Origin of the sequence: Hyalangium minutum, from assembly GCF_000737315.1 — a bacterium.
Lineage (GTDB): Bacteria > Myxococcota > Myxococcia > Myxococcales > Myxococcaceae > Hyalangium > Hyalangium minutum.
The window spans coordinates 489,986-504,427 of the sequence record NZ_JMCB01000001.1 but is presented as its reverse complement, the minus strand read 5'-3'; the positions used below and the strand labels follow the sequence as shown (position 1 = coordinate 504,427).

The window sequence follows — 14,442 nt, the reverse complement described above, 5'->3', positions numbered from 1 at the left end:
GGGCCTCCTGCTCGCCTGCTCAGTTCAATGTGAACCACTTCATTGAATAGGAGGGTAGACTTCCAGGTCGCCTCCGCCATGAGACTTCCTGCCTACCTCCTCCTGCCCATCGGTGGTGCTGTGCTGCTCCTCGCAGCCGTGCTGGGCACCTGGCTGTGGCCCGCGCCGTCCGTGTCCATTCCGAGCGGACCTGCTTCAGAGGCCCTGGCTCCGGTGGCCGTGGAGTCACCGCCGCCCACGCTGCCTCAGGTGCCGCTGAGCCGCCCGGCACAGCCTGTCGCGCCGCCTCCGCCCAGCCCCGTGGCGATTCCCGTGGCCTCAGCGCCCACACCCGTGGCGAAGCCCACGGAGCCGTCACCCACGGCGCCGGCGGTTCCCGTGTACTCCCAGCTCACGAACCTGACCGACCAGCAGCGGGGCCAGCTCAAGAACAGCCTCTTGTCCGCGGGCCTGCGTGCCGCCGAGCTGGCGGAGCGAGGCGCCAAGGAACTGGAGCGGCAGCGCGAGGAGGCCCACGCCCGGGGAGATGTGGCGGAGGTCAATCGCCTGGACGGGCTCCTCGACTCCTACCGGGAGCGCATGGAGCGGATGCGTCAGCAGCGGCTCGAGCTGGCCCCGGCACAGGCAGGTCCTCCCACGCAGTGAGGCCCTGGCCTTCAGGGGCCGCCCCAGGATCGGGGCGGCGCCTTCGCTTCACATCTAGCGCTTGAAGTGCGTGGCCACCACGCTGGCCACGGCGGCGGTGAGCTTCTTGCCGGTGGGGATGTGGAGGAACTCGTTCGGCCCGTGCGCGTTCGAACTCGGCCCCAGCACGCCGGTGATGAGGAACTGGGCCTCGGGGAACTTCTTGCCCAGCATCTCCATGAACGGGATGGTGCCGCCCTCGCCCATGGCCATGAAGGGCTTGCCGAAGAAGGCCTGGCTGGCCTCGGCGGTGGCCTTCTCCAGCCACGGCGCCAGCGCCGGCGCGTCCCAGCCCGCGCTGGCCTTCTCGCCCTCGAACGTCACCTTGGCGCCGTACGGCGGGTTGCTCTCCAGCGCCTCCTTGAGCGCCTTCGTCGCCGCCGCCGGATCCAGCCGCGGAGGAATCCGCATGCTCAGCTTCAGCGAGGTGAAGGGCCGCAGCACGTTGCCCGCGCTCCCCAGCGCCGGCATGCCCTCAGAGCCGGTGATGGACAGCGCCGGCCGCCACGTCCGGTTGAGGATCAGCTCCGTGCCATCGTTCGTCACTGGCCGGGAGCCCTGCACCCACGGGAAGCGGTCATAGACTTCCTGGCCCAGCACCTGCGCCACCGCCTTGGCCTGCTCCAGGCGCGCGGGCGGAATCTGCACGTGCAGGCCCTCGATGCGCACGCGGCCGGTGGCCACGTCATCCACGCGATCCAGCAGCTGGCGCAGGACGCGGAACGAGGAGGGGACGATGCCGCTGGCGTCACCCGAGTGCACGCCCTCGGTGAGGATGTCCACGCGCAGGTTGCCGGACACCAGGCCGCGCAGGCTGGTGGTCATCCACAGCTGCTCGTAGTTGGCGCAGCCCGAGTCCAGGCACACCACCAGGGACGGCTGGCCGATGCGCGGCGCCAGCGCCTCGATGTAGGCCGGCAAGTCGTACGAGCCGCTCTCCTCGCACGCCTCGATGATGACGACACAGCGCGAGTGGGGCAGCTTCTGTTCCTTCAGCAGGCGGATGGCCGCCAACGAGGCGAAGGAGGAGTACCCATCATCCGCGCCGCCGCGGCCGAAGAGCTTGTCGCCCTCGCGCACCGGCTCCCAGGGGCTCAGGCCCTGGCGCCAGCCCGTCATCTCCGGCTGCTTGTCCAGGTGGCCATAGAGCAGGACGGTGTCCTTCCCGTCGCCGGGGATCTCCATGAAGATGACGGGGGTGCGCGGCTCGCCCTTCTCATTCTGCAGCTGCACCACTTCCACCTTGAGTCCCGGGATGTGGGCCGCCTGCGTCTGGGCCCAGTCCGAGATCAGCTTCACCGCCTGCTCCATGTGCCCCTTCTTCACCCAGTCGGGCTCGAAGGCGGGGGACTTGTTGGGGATGCGGATGTAGCGCTCGAGCTGCGGGAGGATCTCCTTCTCCCAGATGCTGTCGGCGGAGGCCAAGGCGGTGGTGTGGTTCATGCGCCTTATCCACTACGTACCCCGCCCCAATGCAAGACCCCTCTTGCTGCTCCAAAGATCAGCCGCTCCGCTGGCTGCCTCCCCGTTTGACGCGCCACGTCTAGGAGGGGGCCTGGGCCCGTTTAGGAGGTGGCGAACAGGGTGTGTTAGAGCCCGCCCGAGTTTTCAGGGAGGAAACACAATGCGGGAGTTACGCCGGGGGTCCTATCGGAGCTGGCGGATCGCGTCCTGTGCCGTGGTGCTCGTGGGGTGGGGCGCGCTGAGCTGTGGCTCGGAGGAAGAGCCGCTGCCGACGGTGGATGAGGTGGCGCCGAGCCGGGTGGAGCTCACAGGAGGCATCACCGCGGGGGCGTCCCTCTCTGGACAGGTCACGCTGGAGGCCGTGGCGGAGGACGACTCGGGGCGCGTGGCCCGGGTGCAGTTCTTCGTGGGGCCCACGCTGGCATGCGCGGATACGGTCGAGAAGAGCTCGGGGTCCACGTTCTCGTGTGTCTGGGACACGAGCACCCGGCCCGAGGGGGATTATCGGATCATCGCCGTGGCCCAGGATGCGGCGGGCAACACCAGCTCTTCGGCGCCCATCGCCTTCTCGATCGGCATGGATCTCCCGCCGGTCATCTCCGCGGTGACGGCGAGCCCCGTCACGGTCAACGAGGGCCAGAGCACGAACCTCTCGGTGACGGCGAGCGATCCCAAGGGGGACGCGCTCACGTACACGTGGTCCCAGGTGTCGCCGCCGGCTCCAGCCGGGACGTTCACGAATGGGAACACGGCGACGCCCGCGTGGAAGGCGCCCCTGCTCTCGGCGAACACCCCCTTCACGCTGCGGGTGGTGGTCTCGGACAGCAAGGGCGGGACGACGCAGAGCACGGTGGACGTGCAGGTGGCGAACGTCGCGTCCGCGAACCGGCCGCCCGTGGTGGATGCGGCCATCACCGCGCCCGGGACGGTGCTGGCCGGAGACACCGCGGCGCTCTCCATTGGAGCCACGGATCCGGATGGGGACCCGCTGACGTACTCGTGGCGCACCAACCCGTCGGGCTCGGGCACCTTCACGAACGCGAGCAGCGCGGCGGCGAGCTGGCGCTCGGGGGATATCTCCGCGGACACCACCTACAGCATCCAGGTCACCGTGTCCGATGGGGTGGCCTCCGTGACGCGCTCCGTCTCCGTGAAGACCACGGTGCCCAAGTACACCGCGGACATTCAGCCCATCTGGGCCCAGTGCACGACGAGCTGCCACGACAACACGTCCCCCAGCGGCGGGATGAATCTGCTGGCGGGGAGCTCCTACAGCAACCTCGTGGGGGTGAGCGGCACCAACCGGTGCAGCGGGACCACGGCCATCCAGCGAGTCCGGGTGGGCCAGCCGGCCAACTCGCTCCTGGTGAGGAAGATCGAGGGAACCTGCGGCACGCGGATGCCCCAGAACAACCCGAGCTACTTCGTGGACAACCCGGGGCTGATCACGCGCATCCGTTCGTGGATCCTCGGGGGCGCGCTCAACAACTGAGCGGCGCCTCAGCGAACCGCAGGCACGCGGCAGGCGGCGTGCCCAAGGATCTGTTCGCCCTCTTGCGTGGAGGTGGGGGTGGGCGCCCAGCCCGAAGCGAGCCGGGCGTCCAGCAGCTCATCCGCCGTTGGCTTGTGGTCCCACACGGAGACCGCGTTCACTCCACCCAGTCAGGTGGTGTCGAACACCAGGAAGACGTCCCGCCACGGGAGCACCACATCGTGGGTGAACTCGTCCTGGATGACGACGTCCGCCACGTCGCTCGGGGGCGTCTGCGCGAAGCCCCACCGGATGACGTCCTGCAGGATCGTCAGGCCGTCCAGCTCGGTCTTCAGCGCAGCCAGACGCTCCGAGTCGAGCCCCGCGCGGTCTTTCAGGGTGAGCATGGCGCCCATTCTACGCGTTCGAGGACTGCGGGTTCTTGAGGAGGTAGTCGCCGAACTCCTCGCGCAGCTTCGTCTTGAGGAACTTGCCCGTGGACGTGCGGGGAATTTGCGGCACGAAGAGGTAGGCGTCTGGCAGCCAGTACTTGGCGAAGTGCTTCTCCAGGTGGGCGGACAGCTCCTCGCGCGTCGCGGACTGCCCCGGCTTGAACACCACCGCCGCCAGCGGGCGCTCGTCCCACCGGGGATGACGGCCGGCGAACACCGCCGCCTCCAGCACCGCCGGGTGTGCCATGAGCGCGTTCTCCAGTGCCACCGAGCTGATCCACTCGCCGCCGGACTTGATGACGTCCTTGGAGCGGTCGGTGATGCGCAGGTAGCCGTCGCGATCGATGGTGACGACGTCACCCGTCTTGAACCAGCCGTCCGAGGTGAAGCGATCCTTGCCCTCGTCCCCGTAGTACGACGAGGCCACCCAGGGCCCGCGCACCTCCAATTCGCCCATGGTGGAGCCGTCCCACGGGAGGAGCTCACCCGAGTCGCTCACGTGGCGCTGCTCGACGAAGGGCAGGGGATAGCCCTGGGAGGAGCGCACCGCGAGCTTCGTGGCGTCGTCGGCGTCGGCGTGGTTCTTCTTCAGCTTCGCGAGCGTCCCCACGGGGTTCATCTCCGTCATGCCCCACGCGTGCGTCACAGTGAGGCCGTGGCGCTTCTGGAAGCCGTCAATCATCGCGGGCGGAGCCGCCGAGCCGCCGATGGCCATGCTGCGGATGGAGCGCAGGTCCCAGCGCTTCGGCTCCTGGTCGAGCATCGCCAGGATGCCGAGCCAGATGGTGGGGACTCCGCCAGCGATGGTCACCTTCTCCTGGGCCATCAGGTCCAGCAGCGAGGTGGGATCCAGGTGCGGCCCGGGCATGACGAGCTTCGCACCGGTGGCCACCGCGTCGAACGGCAGGCCCCATGCGGCGGCGTGGAACATGGGGACCACGGGGAGCACGGCATCGTGCTCGTTGACGCCCAGCACGTCTGGCAGGCAGCAGGCCAGCGTGTGCAGGACGATGGAGCGGTGGCTGTAGAGGACGCCCTTGGGGTTGCCGGTGGTGCCCGAGGTGTAGCAGAGCATCGCCGCGGAGCGCTCCTCGAGCGCGGGGAAGTCGAAGGAGTCGGGCTCGGCGGCCAGCAGCTGCTCGTAATCCAGGCGGTTGCTGGGGGCAGGTCCGTCATCCGGGATGACGATGACGCGCTCGATGGAGCGCACGGAGCCCTCGAACTTCTCGAAGAGCGGCAGCAGCGAGCGGTCCACCACGAGGATGCGGTCCTCGGCGTGGCGGGCGATGTAGCCGAGATCGTTCGGGTGCAGGCGCAGGTTGAGCGTGTGGAGGACGGCGCCCATGGTGGGCACGGCGAAGTAGAGCTCCAGGTGCTGATGGTGGTTCCAGCAGAGCGAGGCGACGCGGTCTCCCGGCTTCACGCCGAGCCGCCGCAGGGCCTGGGCGAGCTGACACGTGCGCCGATAGAAGTCAGCGTAGGTATAGCGGTGGAGCGAGCGATCAGGCCGCCGGCTGACGATCTCGGAGCGTCCGTGGAAGGTTCGAGCCCGCTCCAGGAAATGGGTGAGGGTGAGCGGGAAGTCCATCATCCGTCCGGTGAGCATCAGCGCAGTCCCCCAGGCATAGGTGTGGCCGAGGCGGGTGAGCCGCCGCGGTGGTGGAGCGCATGCTACCGGAGATGCCGGGACGGAGGGGCTGCTCTCGCGCGGCTATGGCTGGCGCGAGAAGTGGTACGCGATGGTGCCCTTGAAGGCCTGAGAGTCATGCGTGCCGGTGATCCACAAGTCCTTGTCCGGGGTATCGAAGCCGATGATGCGGTACGCCATGAAGGTGGGCGCCACGGGCAGGGTGAGCATCTGCCAGTCCGGGCCCTGCTTTCGCAGGACGGTTGCGCTGTTGAGGGCGACCCACACCTCGCTTCCATCCCCGCTCACCCACAGGTCCTGGATCGTGGCCTGTCCGGAGGCGGGGGTGTCGAGGTCCCACTGGGAGGTGGTCCGGTTCCACTTGAACACGGAGGAGGCCGTGGCCGCGTAGAGGTGGTCCTCGCTCGGTCCTGAGATGGCGATGAAGGGACCCGAGGAGAGCGTCGCAGGGCCGCTCCAGGTGTTGCTCGTGCGCTGCCAGGTGGCGGCGCTCTGGCGGCTGTCCGCGCCCACGGCGAACCGAGGTGCCGCCACATCTCCCCAGAAGGCCTTGGGAGCGGCGCCTGTGCCCAGGTTCAGAGGCTCGGCGCTCCAGGAGCCATTGTCCCACCGCACGACATCACCAGTTTTTGCCGCCGCCCAAGCCTTTGAGGGCTCCGCCGCGAAGATCGCCGGAGGCTGGAGCTGGGAGGTGCCGTCTCCGTAAGCGACCTGCGTCCAAGTGCCGTCCGTGAAGCGGTAGACGGGCGACGGGCAATTCACCGTGCCAGTGCCAGCATCTGGGCTCCCCGTTCCTCCGTCCACGCCCGCGTCCGTGTTGTCGATGGGGCCCGCGTCCGTGTTGTCGATGGGGCCCGCGTCCGTGTTGTCGATGGGGCCTGCATCTGGAGTCACCACGGTCCCCGAGTCTGCCGGTCCACCCGTCCCCGAATCCGGGGAGCCACCCGTGCCTGCATCGGTGCCTGCATCGACATCTGGGGCTGTGACCACGCCGCCATCCTCTGGATCCGGGGCTGTGACCACGCCGCCATCGTCTGGCCCCCCGTCTGGGAGTGCCACGGCGAGCTTGCGGACGCTGCAGGCGCCGGCGGACTCATTGATGGCCCACAGGTTGGTGGCGCTGGAGCCGTGGAGCCGCCACGGCTGGAAGCCCGTGTCCGCGACCTCCTCCGAGGTGAAGGTGGTGCCGCCGAAGCGGACGAACCAAGCCGGGCTCAAGGACAGCGAGCGTGCCGCCAGGATCACGTCCGTGGCACTGCTCCCCCAGAGCCCGGAGAACTCGTAATCCCCTTCGATGGGGCACTCGTGCCTCAGACACAGCTGGGAAGACGGGTCGCACTTGCCCGCCCGCAGATCTCCCGCGAGGGGCGCTTTCTTGTCGCTGGGGCAGCCGTCGAACGCATCGGCCACGCCGTCATTGTCTTCATCGGGGAAGCAGTCGCCGTTGGCCTTGCAGGCCTCGAAGGCCTCCTCGAAGTCATGACAATTGGTGACCGCCACAAGACAGCCCACGAAGGCGAGCAGTCCTCCCCACCTCAGGAGTCTCGAATTCACCATGGCAGTTCCCCCGCGAAGCCCAGAGAGACCCGGTTCTGCCCCACCGACACCTGTGGCTCCAGCGAGGTCGGCCCGCCGACCAGCGCCATGGCCCCGCCTGTGACGAGCAGCGTGACGCCCACGCTGAGGCCGATCCGCGCCAGGTTCTGCTGGTTCTTTCCGGAGTCCTTGATGGCACGGGCGGCTTGAATGGAGCGATCCTCTCCGTCCGTCAGCTCCTTGTATTTGGCATCGGCGCCGAGGAAGAAGAAGACCCCCGTGCCCAGGGCGACGCCGCCCGCGGCCATGGGCAACCAGGCCCACTGGCGCACCGAGCTGGTGGGCTGAACCGGCTGGCGGGGCACAGTGGCCGTGGGCGCGGGGGCGGGCGGGGGCTCGGTGGCGTCCGGCTGTGGTTCAGGAGATGTCTCGAGAGGGGATGCTTCCGCCACGGGCGCCTGGGTGGGCGAGGGCGTGCGAGGCTCCACACGGGGGCTTGTGACGGGATTCTGGCGCGACGAGTTCCGGCCAAACTTCTTGTTGCCCGCGATGACAAAGATCCGCGCCGCCTTGGACATCTCGTCGAGGATCTTCTCGAAGCCGACCACGCGCTTCGTGTACGTCTTCACGCGCTGGCCCGTGGTGGCGTCGAGCATGCGCAGGTTGAGCTGGAAGCGCTCGCCTGACAGGCGGGCCACTTCTCCGGTCACCAGCGCATCCACGCCCAAGGTGCTGGTCAGCTCGGTGATGCACTTGCCCCCGGAGCAGCCCATCAGCTGGCGCTGGCGGTCCAGGCCCAGCATCACCGCGAGGTCCTGGGAGCTCACCACCTGCGCGCCCTCGTCGGAGAGCTCCTGGGCGAGGTGCTCGGCCAGGAAGGTGGTGCGCTGGGAGTCCACGTCGACGACGGACAGACCCGGGACGGCGAGCTTCAAGGGCTCGGCCCAGCACAGCGCAGGCAGGAGGCACAACCACCACCAATGGCGCATGGGCGGGGAACGTACTGCATCCCCATGAGGCCGAGAAAGGGGGGACCTCCTGGGTGGAGCTTGGGGCCCGACCCGGGAGCGCGGCTGTGGTAATCACCGGGTCCATCTCGGAACTGGGAGGAAACGTGCTGCGACGGTCTGCTCGGTGGGTGTTCGCTCTTCTCGCGCTGGCAGGGAGCGCGCTTGCCGCGGAGCCGGTTCCTTCCGCTCCGGCGGCGCTGCAGGGGCTGGACGCGCTGTACCCGGAACTCGACGCGCTCTACCTGAACCTTCACCAGTCCCCGGAGTTGTCCACGCAGGAGGAGAAGACGGCCGCGAAGATGGCCGAGCGGCTGCGCGCCCTGGGCTTCGAGGTGACGCAGAAGGTGGGTGGGCACGGTGTGGTGGGCATTCTGCGCAACGGCAAGGGCCCCACGGTGATGCTGCGCACGGACCTGGACGCGCTGCCGGTGGAGGAGAAGACGGGGCTGCCGCACGCGAGCAAGGTGAAGGCGAAGGATCCGTCGGGGCAGAGCGTGCCGGTGATGCACGCCTGCGGGCATGACGTGCACATGACGGCGTGGGTGGGGGCCGCGACGCTGCTGGCTCGCTCCAAGGATCGGTGGCGGGGGACGGTGATGATGGTGGGGCAGCCTGCCGAGGAGGCGGGCGCGGGGGCGCGGACGATGCTGGCGGCTGGGCTCTTCCAGCGCTTCCCCAAGCCGGACTTCGCGCTGGCGGTGCACAACTCGGCCAGCGCGGCGGCTGGGACGGTGGAGTACGTGCCGGGCTACGCGCTGGCGAGCGTGGACTCGGTGGACGTCACGCTCTATGGCAAGGGTGGGCACGGGGCGTACCCGCACACCACGGTGGATCCGGTGCTGCTGGCGGCTCGGACGGTGCTGGCGCTGCAGACGATTGTCAGCCGCGAGAAGAGCCCGCTGGAGCCTGCGGTGGTGACGGTGGGCTCCATCCACGGAGGGACGAAGCACAACATCATCCCGGATGAGGTGAAGCTCCAGCTCACGGTGCGCACGTACAAGCCGGAGGTGCGCAAGCAGATCCTCGAGGCCATCGAGCGCATCGCCAAGGGCGAATCCATGGCGGCCGGCTCGCCGCGTCCGCCCTCCATCGCCATCACCGAGGGCACGTCGGCCACGTACAACGATCCGGAGCTGATGAAGCGGCTGGTGCCGGTGGTGGGCCGGGCGCTGGGGGCGCAGAACGTGCGCGAGGGCACCCCGACGATGGGAGGCGAGGACTTCTCCGAGTACGGCCGCGCGGGAGTACCGGCGGTGATGCTGTGGATCGGCACGGTGGAGCCGTCCAAGCACCAGGCGGCACAGAAGGCGGGGGAGGTACTGCCGTCGTTGCACTCGGGGCTGTTTGCTCCGGATCGGGAGCGGACGCTGCGCACGGGCGTCACCACGCTGGTGACGGGTGCGCTGGAGCTGCTGGGCAAGCCTTGAGGGCGGACGGGCGGACGGGCTCCTTGTTGCCCTCTTGAGGAGCGTGGGGGGGGGCGGCTGTTGCCGCTCGTGGGGAATGCCGCACCTTTTCGCGGACAACTCCACGAGGAGGAAACGCATGGCTCAAAATGAAGTCGAGACGCTCAACTCGTTCCTGCGGGGGGAGATCTCCGCGGTGGAGACGTATCGCCAAGCGATCGGACGCATCTCGGACGAACGGCTGCGCTCTCAGTTGGAAGACTGCCAGAAGGATCACGAGGAGCGCGTAGCGGCGATCCGGGAGCGTATCGAGAGGCTGGGCGGCAAGCCGGCCGAGGGCTCGGGGCCCTGGGGGATCTTCGCGAAGGTGGTGCAGGGCGGCGCGGATCTGATCGGTGACAAGGCCGCCATCCAGGTGCTGGAGGAGGGCGAGGACCACGGCCTGGCGGACTACCAGCGGGACGCGGATCAGGTGCACGGGGATGCACGCCGCTTCGTCCGCATGGAGTTGCTGCCCAAGCAGAAGCGCACGCACGAGCGGATGAGCCGCCTGAAGCGGACGCTGCACTGACGAGTCGTAGGGGAGGGGGACCGTCCCGCGGGATGGACCCCCCGTCCACGGGGAGAGACGGTTCGCGGCGGCGCTCGGCTCAGAGAGAGGGAGAGCTGCGCACTGACCGCTCGGGGCGTGCCTGCCTTGCCGTTGTGTCGCGAGGTTGGCACGCCTCGTGCTGGGCACCGGGCCTCGATGCCGGGTCCTCACGATCAACTGGTGCGCTTCACGTTTGAGCACCCCGAGCGAGCAGCGGCGGAGCTCCGCGCGGTCTTGCCGCCCCAGGTGGTGGCGCAGATCGATTGGAGCAGCCTGCGGCGCGAGTCCGGCAGCGTGGTGGACGAGGAACTCCGGGAGAGCCAGAGCGACTTGTTGTTCTCGGCCCGACTTCATGGCGGGGAGCCGTTGCTGCTCTACCTGTTGCTAGAGCACCAATCGACTGTGGATCGATGGATGGCGCTGAGGATGCTGCAGTACGTGGTGCGCCAGCTGGTGCACTGGCGTCAGAAGCATCCGAAGAGCGAGGTACTGCCCGTCATCATTCCGGTAGTGATGTTCCACGGGGCCAACGGAGGGTGGACAGCGGCGAGGCAGTTGGAGTCGCTGTTTCCGCTGCCGGAGGGCGAAGCAACGGAGTGGTGGCGGGGTGTGGTTCCGCGCTTTGAGTATCTGGTGGATGACCTGACGCGTGAGCGGGAAGAGGCGCTGCGGGCGCGGTGGGGGCCCCCGCTGGTGAGGCTGGTGCTGGTGCTTCTGCGAGGGGGACGAAGCCAAGAGCTGGCGCAGCGACTGCTGGCTTGGAAGGGATTGTTCGCTGAGGTGTATGCGACTCCCGAGGGACCGAAGGAACTGCGTGCGGTGGTGCACTACCTGCTGGAAGTTGGAGGTCCAGGTGCAAGCCACGAGGTCCGGCGGGTGCTAGATTCGGTAGCAGGCGAGAAGCAAACGGAGGCGTGGATGAAGACCATGGGGCAGATACTCCGTGAGGAAGGCCGGGCGATCGGGCTGGAAGAGGGGCTGCTCAAGGGGCGGGCTTTGGAGCGGGCCGAGGGAGTGCTGCGGATTCTGGAAGTACGTGGCATCGCCGTGACCGCGAAGGCCCGCCAGCGCGTGTTGGCTTGCTCGGATCTGGACACCTTGGATCGCTGGTTCCGCCGCGCCGCAACCGCTACTCGCCTCTCGGAAGTCTGGTAGCCCGGCATAGCGCGGAACGCCTTCTCTCGCCGCGCACGGATTATAGTCCTGGGACATGGGACGGCCCGTCGCGGACGAGTATCGGCTGCGCTTGGAGGGCCGGGCGGAGCTACTGGAGTCCGCTCGGCTCCGCTACCGGACCTTGCTGGAAGCGCTGGGAGCAAAGCTCTGGGAAGAGCGGCTGCGCGACGACCTGACGCCGCTCCGCGAAGCCAGGGAAGCGCAGACGCGCGTGGAGGAGACGCTCACTTCCGCACTGCGCCGCGCCCAGGCCGAGGCGTGGCCCTCGTCCAGCCCTACCGTCCGGCTTCTTCGCGACGTGCAGGCGCTTCGGGAAAAGCTGGTGCAGGCCGTGGCCCAGCGCCTCGTCCGCAGCCCAAAGGAGCCCCTCCCGGAGTTGCTCCAGGAATTGGAGCAGTGGGTGCTCACAGTTCCTCGCGAGGTGCCTCCCGAGCAGCGCTGGGCCACCGCCCTGTTGCTGCTCCCGCAGGAACTGCCCTGCGTCCGCGAGCTCACCTCGTTTGGACGCATCCTGGCGACCGTCTTCGCTCATCCGTTCGATCCCGAGGAGCGTCTGCCCTTCCATGTCGACCAGGTGGACACATTGCGCCGCCAGTGGTCTGGCGGAGAGGTGGCCCTTGCACAGGCCTGGTCCCGGCTCTCGGGAGTCGATCGCACGAGCGGGCTGGTGGCGGATCTGCGCAAGCGGGCCGAGCGGCCTCTCCTCCTCCCGCCGAGGAACGGCCCCGAGCACCTGCTCTGCGCTGAGTTCTGGCGCACCCAGGCGCGCAAGCAACTGGAGGTGCTCGTCCGAGTCCGTATCCGCCCCGTCGAGCCCACGCCCCCCGAGTGCGTGAAGCTGGCGTGGTGGCTTTGGGCCTACGAGCTCTCCCCTGAGGCCCGTCTTTCCGCCTCGGAGGTGGCGAGCGAGGCCCGCGCGGGCTTGATCGAGTTGGCCCACGAGCTCCGCGTCCACCGGCTGACGGAGAACACCGAGGATCCTCCGCACCTGCCGGATGAGGCTTGGGAGCGGTTGCGTGAGCGCGCCCGCAGGGCCGATCTCCAGAGCCAAGGCCCGGACGCCGAGAGGGTCCGCAATGTGCTGCGGACCTTTATCTGGAAGCGCGGCATGGGAAACGCCGGCATGCGCGGCTGGACGGAGCAGTCCTCCAGCCTGGAGGCTCTGGTGGAGCAGGCCTGGCGCGTCGACCCATAGGACCTGCGAGGTCTCTAATGCCCCGGAGTTCCTCAGGTTCTCTTGGTGAAGCAACTTCCCGCCAAGCCCGCTCGAAAACCCAAGAGAGTCGCATCAACCTCATTCACTGCCCCCGTTGCTCCCCGACCGGCAACGAGGGCAGTGCTTTTTTGTGGGCTCAGGCGCGTCCGCGCGGTGCCCCCGCCGCAGGCGACGACTGCCGGGCGCGGCGCGGAGGGATCGTGAGCCGGGCCAGCAGCAGCGCGGCCAGCGCGTTCCCGGCGAACCAGAACACCGTGTATGCCGGAGGAATCAATGGGACGGCAGTGCCGGCGATCGCCTTCGTCACGAGGTAGGCGCTGAAGCCCACCGCAAGCCCCGCCGCGAACCGCCGCAGCAGCGCCACCGGGCCGGAGATGATGGCCAGGAGCATGGGGATGGTGGCGCTCAAGGCCACGGTCTGCGCCACGGGAATGGAGACGAAGCGGTGCCACTCGGGCATGGGCAGGGTGAGCACGTCGAACGCGCCGCCGGACTGCCCCGTGAACCGGAACACGAACACGCCCAGCGTCGCGACCAGGAAGGGCAGCAGGAAGAGCGGGTGGAACAGCACGTTGAACATGCCCGGGCGCGACGCGGCACCCATGGTCACCAGCGCGAGCACTAACAGGATCACCCCGAACACGGGCGGCTTCCAGTCCAGGCGCTGGGACACGGTGGCGCTCGCCACAGGCGTGGAGGCCTCCTCCTTCGAGGAGGGCTTCGGCGCCGTGGCGGACGGCGGCGGGCGCGTGGGCACGGAGTCGTCGCCCTCGTCGGAGAGCTCCAGCGTCTGAAGCGCCGAAGGGAGCTGCGCCTGGGAGACATTTGCCGAGGCCTGGTCCACCAGGGCGTACGGGAAGCGGATGGCGCCTGTCACACGGCCGTTCGCATCCACCTCCAGCGTGGCCTTCTCGAGCGAGTCCCGCAGCGTGCGCAGCTCGGGCTGGGACGTCAGCGCCATCTGCAGCAGGGCCGTCTTGCGAAGCGTCTCCAGAATGGCGTGGAGCGCCTCGCCCTCCGCCTTGCTGCCAGTCAGGGCCATCGCTCGCAGCTCGTATCCCTCGCGGGTCGAGTCGAGCGCCCCCAGCGCGGTCTGCAACTTGAGGTCTCCTGGGCCCTGCGACGACAGGCGCGACCCGGACACCACTCCGCCCACCAGCCCGTGCCGCCAGCCGATCTCATCCATCGCCTTCACGATCGGGCTGTTCGCCTCGAGCCCCTGGCCATCCCGCCTGCGGGCGATCGCCAGCTCCACCTCGGCGCGCGGGCCGACGAGCAGGTAGTTCCCATCGAGCGCCACGTCCATCGCTCGGGCCTTCACCGCCCCGGGCACTCCCGCCAGCTCGGTCAGGGTGTAGCCCTGCGACTGGAGGTAGGCCCCCAGCTTGTTCCAGTCGAACCGGCCGCGGACCACCGCGAGCCCGTCCGCCCCAACGAACGCGTCCAGGTCCTTGGACAGGTTGATGCCTGTCTTCTCGTAGAGCTCGCGCCCGTTCTGCTCCAGCTTGGCCTGCGCGTCCGCGGAGAGGCGCAGGTCCAGCTCCGTCAACTGAGCGACGAGCAACTCGCGCGTGTCGGGCCGGAAGTAGGCCAGCAGCTTCTCGTCCTTGGGAATGAGCCGCTCACCCCCGAGCTTGGGAATCCAGCGGTCGAGGTAGCCGAAGTGATACGCCGCCCCAGCCCCCGCGGCCAGCAGCACGACGAACACCAGCAGCTTCTTCATGGCAACGGCTCCTTGAGACCCGGGCTCGAGAACCGGGTCTGTTTCCCACCTTACGACGGAAACG

12 protein-coding genes are annotated in these 14,442 nt (G+C 68.6%); 6 read left to right on the top strand and 6 right to left on the bottom strand.

Translation table 11 applies throughout. The features are described from left to right. Positions 1-78 precede the first annotated feature (78 nt). A complete protein-coding gene (locus DB31_RS51150; RefSeq protein WP_044181083.1) occupies positions 79-645 on the top strand; it encodes a hypothetical protein in 567 nt (188 codons plus the stop codon). Positions 646-699: 54 nt separating this feature from the next. On the opposite strand, the gene DB31_RS01795 is transcribed toward DB31_RS51150, so the two are convergent. Continuing rightward, the gene (locus DB31_RS01795; RefSeq protein ID WP_044181081.1) at positions 700-2,127 is read right to left on the bottom strand and encodes a M20 family metallopeptidase; all 1,428 of its coding nucleotides are present in this window, start codon (positions 2,125-2,127) and stop codon (positions 700-702) included. Positions 2,128-2,308: 181 nt separating this feature from the next. Here DB31_RS01795 and DB31_RS01790 point away from each other — a divergent pair, with 181 nt between their 5' ends. Next, on the top strand, positions 2,309-3,640 hold the full coding sequence (locus DB31_RS01790; protein WP_044181078.1) for an Ig-like domain-containing protein: 1,332 nt from the start codon (positions 2,309-2,311) through the stop codon (positions 3,638-3,640). Between the two features lie 170 nt (positions 3,641-3,810). Here DB31_RS01790 and DB31_RS01785 read toward each other — a convergent pair whose 3' ends face one another. The 4 genes from DB31_RS01785 to DB31_RS01770 form a co-directional block, all read right to left on the bottom strand. Beyond that, entirely contained in the window at positions 3,811-4,026 is a 216-nt protein-coding gene (locus tag DB31_RS01785) for a hypothetical protein (RefSeq protein WP_044182180.1), read from the bottom strand. Positions 4,027-4,036: 10 nt separating this feature from the next. Further along, positions 4,037-5,677: a long-chain fatty acid--CoA ligase gene (locus tag DB31_RS01780; RefSeq protein ID WP_044181075.1), complete on the bottom strand. Its 1,641-nt coding sequence runs from the start codon at positions 5,675-5,677 to the stop codon at positions 4,037-4,039. A gap of 105 nt (positions 5,678-5,782) precedes the next feature. Further along, positions 5,783-7,276 carry a hypothetical protein gene (locus DB31_RS01775; protein ID WP_157231744.1) on the bottom strand — a complete coding sequence of 498 codons (1,494 nt, stop codon included), beginning with the start codon at positions 7,274-7,276 and terminating at the stop codon, positions 5,783-5,785. Further along, on the bottom strand, positions 7,270-8,190 hold the full coding sequence (locus DB31_RS01770; RefSeq protein ID WP_169786999.1) for a DUF2380 domain-containing protein: 921 nt from the start codon (positions 8,188-8,190) through the stop codon (positions 7,270-7,272). Before DB31_RS01770 ends, DB31_RS01775 begins: the two co-directional genes overlap by 7 nt. A 179-nt stretch (positions 8,191-8,369) precedes the next feature. On the opposite strand from DB31_RS01770, the gene DB31_RS01765 reads away from it, so the two are divergent. The 4 genes from DB31_RS01765 (at position 8,370) to DB31_RS01750 (ending at position 12,634) form a co-directional block, all read left to right on the top strand. Continuing rightward, positions 8,370-9,692, top strand: coding sequence for an amidohydrolase (locus tag DB31_RS01765; RefSeq protein WP_420806659.1), 1,323 nt, complete (start codon positions 8,370-8,372; stop codon positions 9,690-9,692). 118 nt (positions 9,693-9,810) lie between these two features. Then, a complete protein-coding gene (locus tag DB31_RS01760) occupies positions 9,811-10,242 on the top strand; it encodes a DUF2383 domain-containing protein (protein WP_044181067.1) in 432 nt (143 codons plus the stop codon). Positions 10,243-10,419: 177 nt separating this feature from the next. After that, on the top strand, positions 10,420-11,418 hold the full coding sequence (locus DB31_RS01755; protein ID WP_044181064.1) for an Rpn family recombination-promoting nuclease/putative transposase: 999 nt from the start codon (positions 10,420-10,422) through the stop codon (positions 11,416-11,418). Between the two features lie 55 nt (positions 11,419-11,473). After that, the gene (locus DB31_RS01750; protein ID WP_052419644.1) at positions 11,474-12,634 is read left to right on the top strand and encodes a hypothetical protein; all 1,161 of its coding nucleotides are present in this window, start codon (positions 11,474-11,476) and stop codon (positions 12,632-12,634) included. A gap of 157 nt (positions 12,635-12,791) precedes the next feature. On the opposite strand, the gene DB31_RS01745 is transcribed toward DB31_RS01750, so the two are convergent. Next, the gene (locus DB31_RS01745; RefSeq protein ID WP_044181060.1) at positions 12,792-14,378 is read right to left on the bottom strand and encodes a hypothetical protein; all 1,587 of its coding nucleotides are present in this window, start codon (positions 14,376-14,378) and stop codon (positions 12,792-12,794) included. Between the last annotated feature and the right edge of the window lie 64 nt (positions 14,379-14,442).

What these genes read in the sequence shown, in the direction of transcription:
- DB31_RS51150 (WP_044181083.1), top strand. Translation starts at nt 79, where the DNA reads ATGAGACTTCCTGCCTACCTCCTCCTGCCCATCGGTGGTGCTGTGCTG.
- DB31_RS01795 (WP_044181081.1), bottom strand. Translation starts at nt 2,127, where the DNA reads ATGAACCACACCACCGCCTTGGCCTCCGCCGACAGCATCTGGGAGAAG.
- DB31_RS01790 (WP_044181078.1), top strand. Translation starts at nt 2,309, where the DNA reads ATGCGGGAGTTACGCCGGGGGTCCTATCGGAGCTGGCGGATCGCGTCC.
- DB31_RS01785 (WP_044182180.1), bottom strand. Translation starts at nt 4,026, where the DNA reads ATGCTCACCCTGAAAGACCGCGCGGGGCTCGACTCGGAGCGTCTGGCT.
- DB31_RS01780 (WP_044181075.1), bottom strand. Translation starts at nt 5,677, where the DNA reads ATGCTCACCGGACGGATGATGGACTTCCCGCTCACCCTCACCCATTTC.
- DB31_RS01775 (WP_157231744.1), bottom strand. Translation starts at nt 7,276, where the DNA reads ATGGTGAATTCGAGACTCCTGAGGTGGGGAGGACTGCTCGCCTTCGTG.
- DB31_RS01760 (WP_044181067.1), top strand. Translation starts at nt 9,811, where the DNA reads ATGGCTCAAAATGAAGTCGAGACGCTCAACTCGTTCCTGCGGGGGGAG.
- DB31_RS01755 (WP_044181064.1), top strand. Translation starts at nt 10,420, where the DNA reads ATGCCGGGTCCTCACGATCAACTGGTGCGCTTCACGTTTGAGCACCCC.
- DB31_RS01750 (WP_052419644.1), top strand. Translation starts at nt 11,474, where the DNA reads ATGGGACGGCCCGTCGCGGACGAGTATCGGCTGCGCTTGGAGGGCCGG.
- DB31_RS01745 (WP_044181060.1), bottom strand. Translation starts at nt 14,378, where the DNA reads ATGAAGAAGCTGCTGGTGTTCGTCGTGCTGCTGGCCGCGGGGGCTGGG.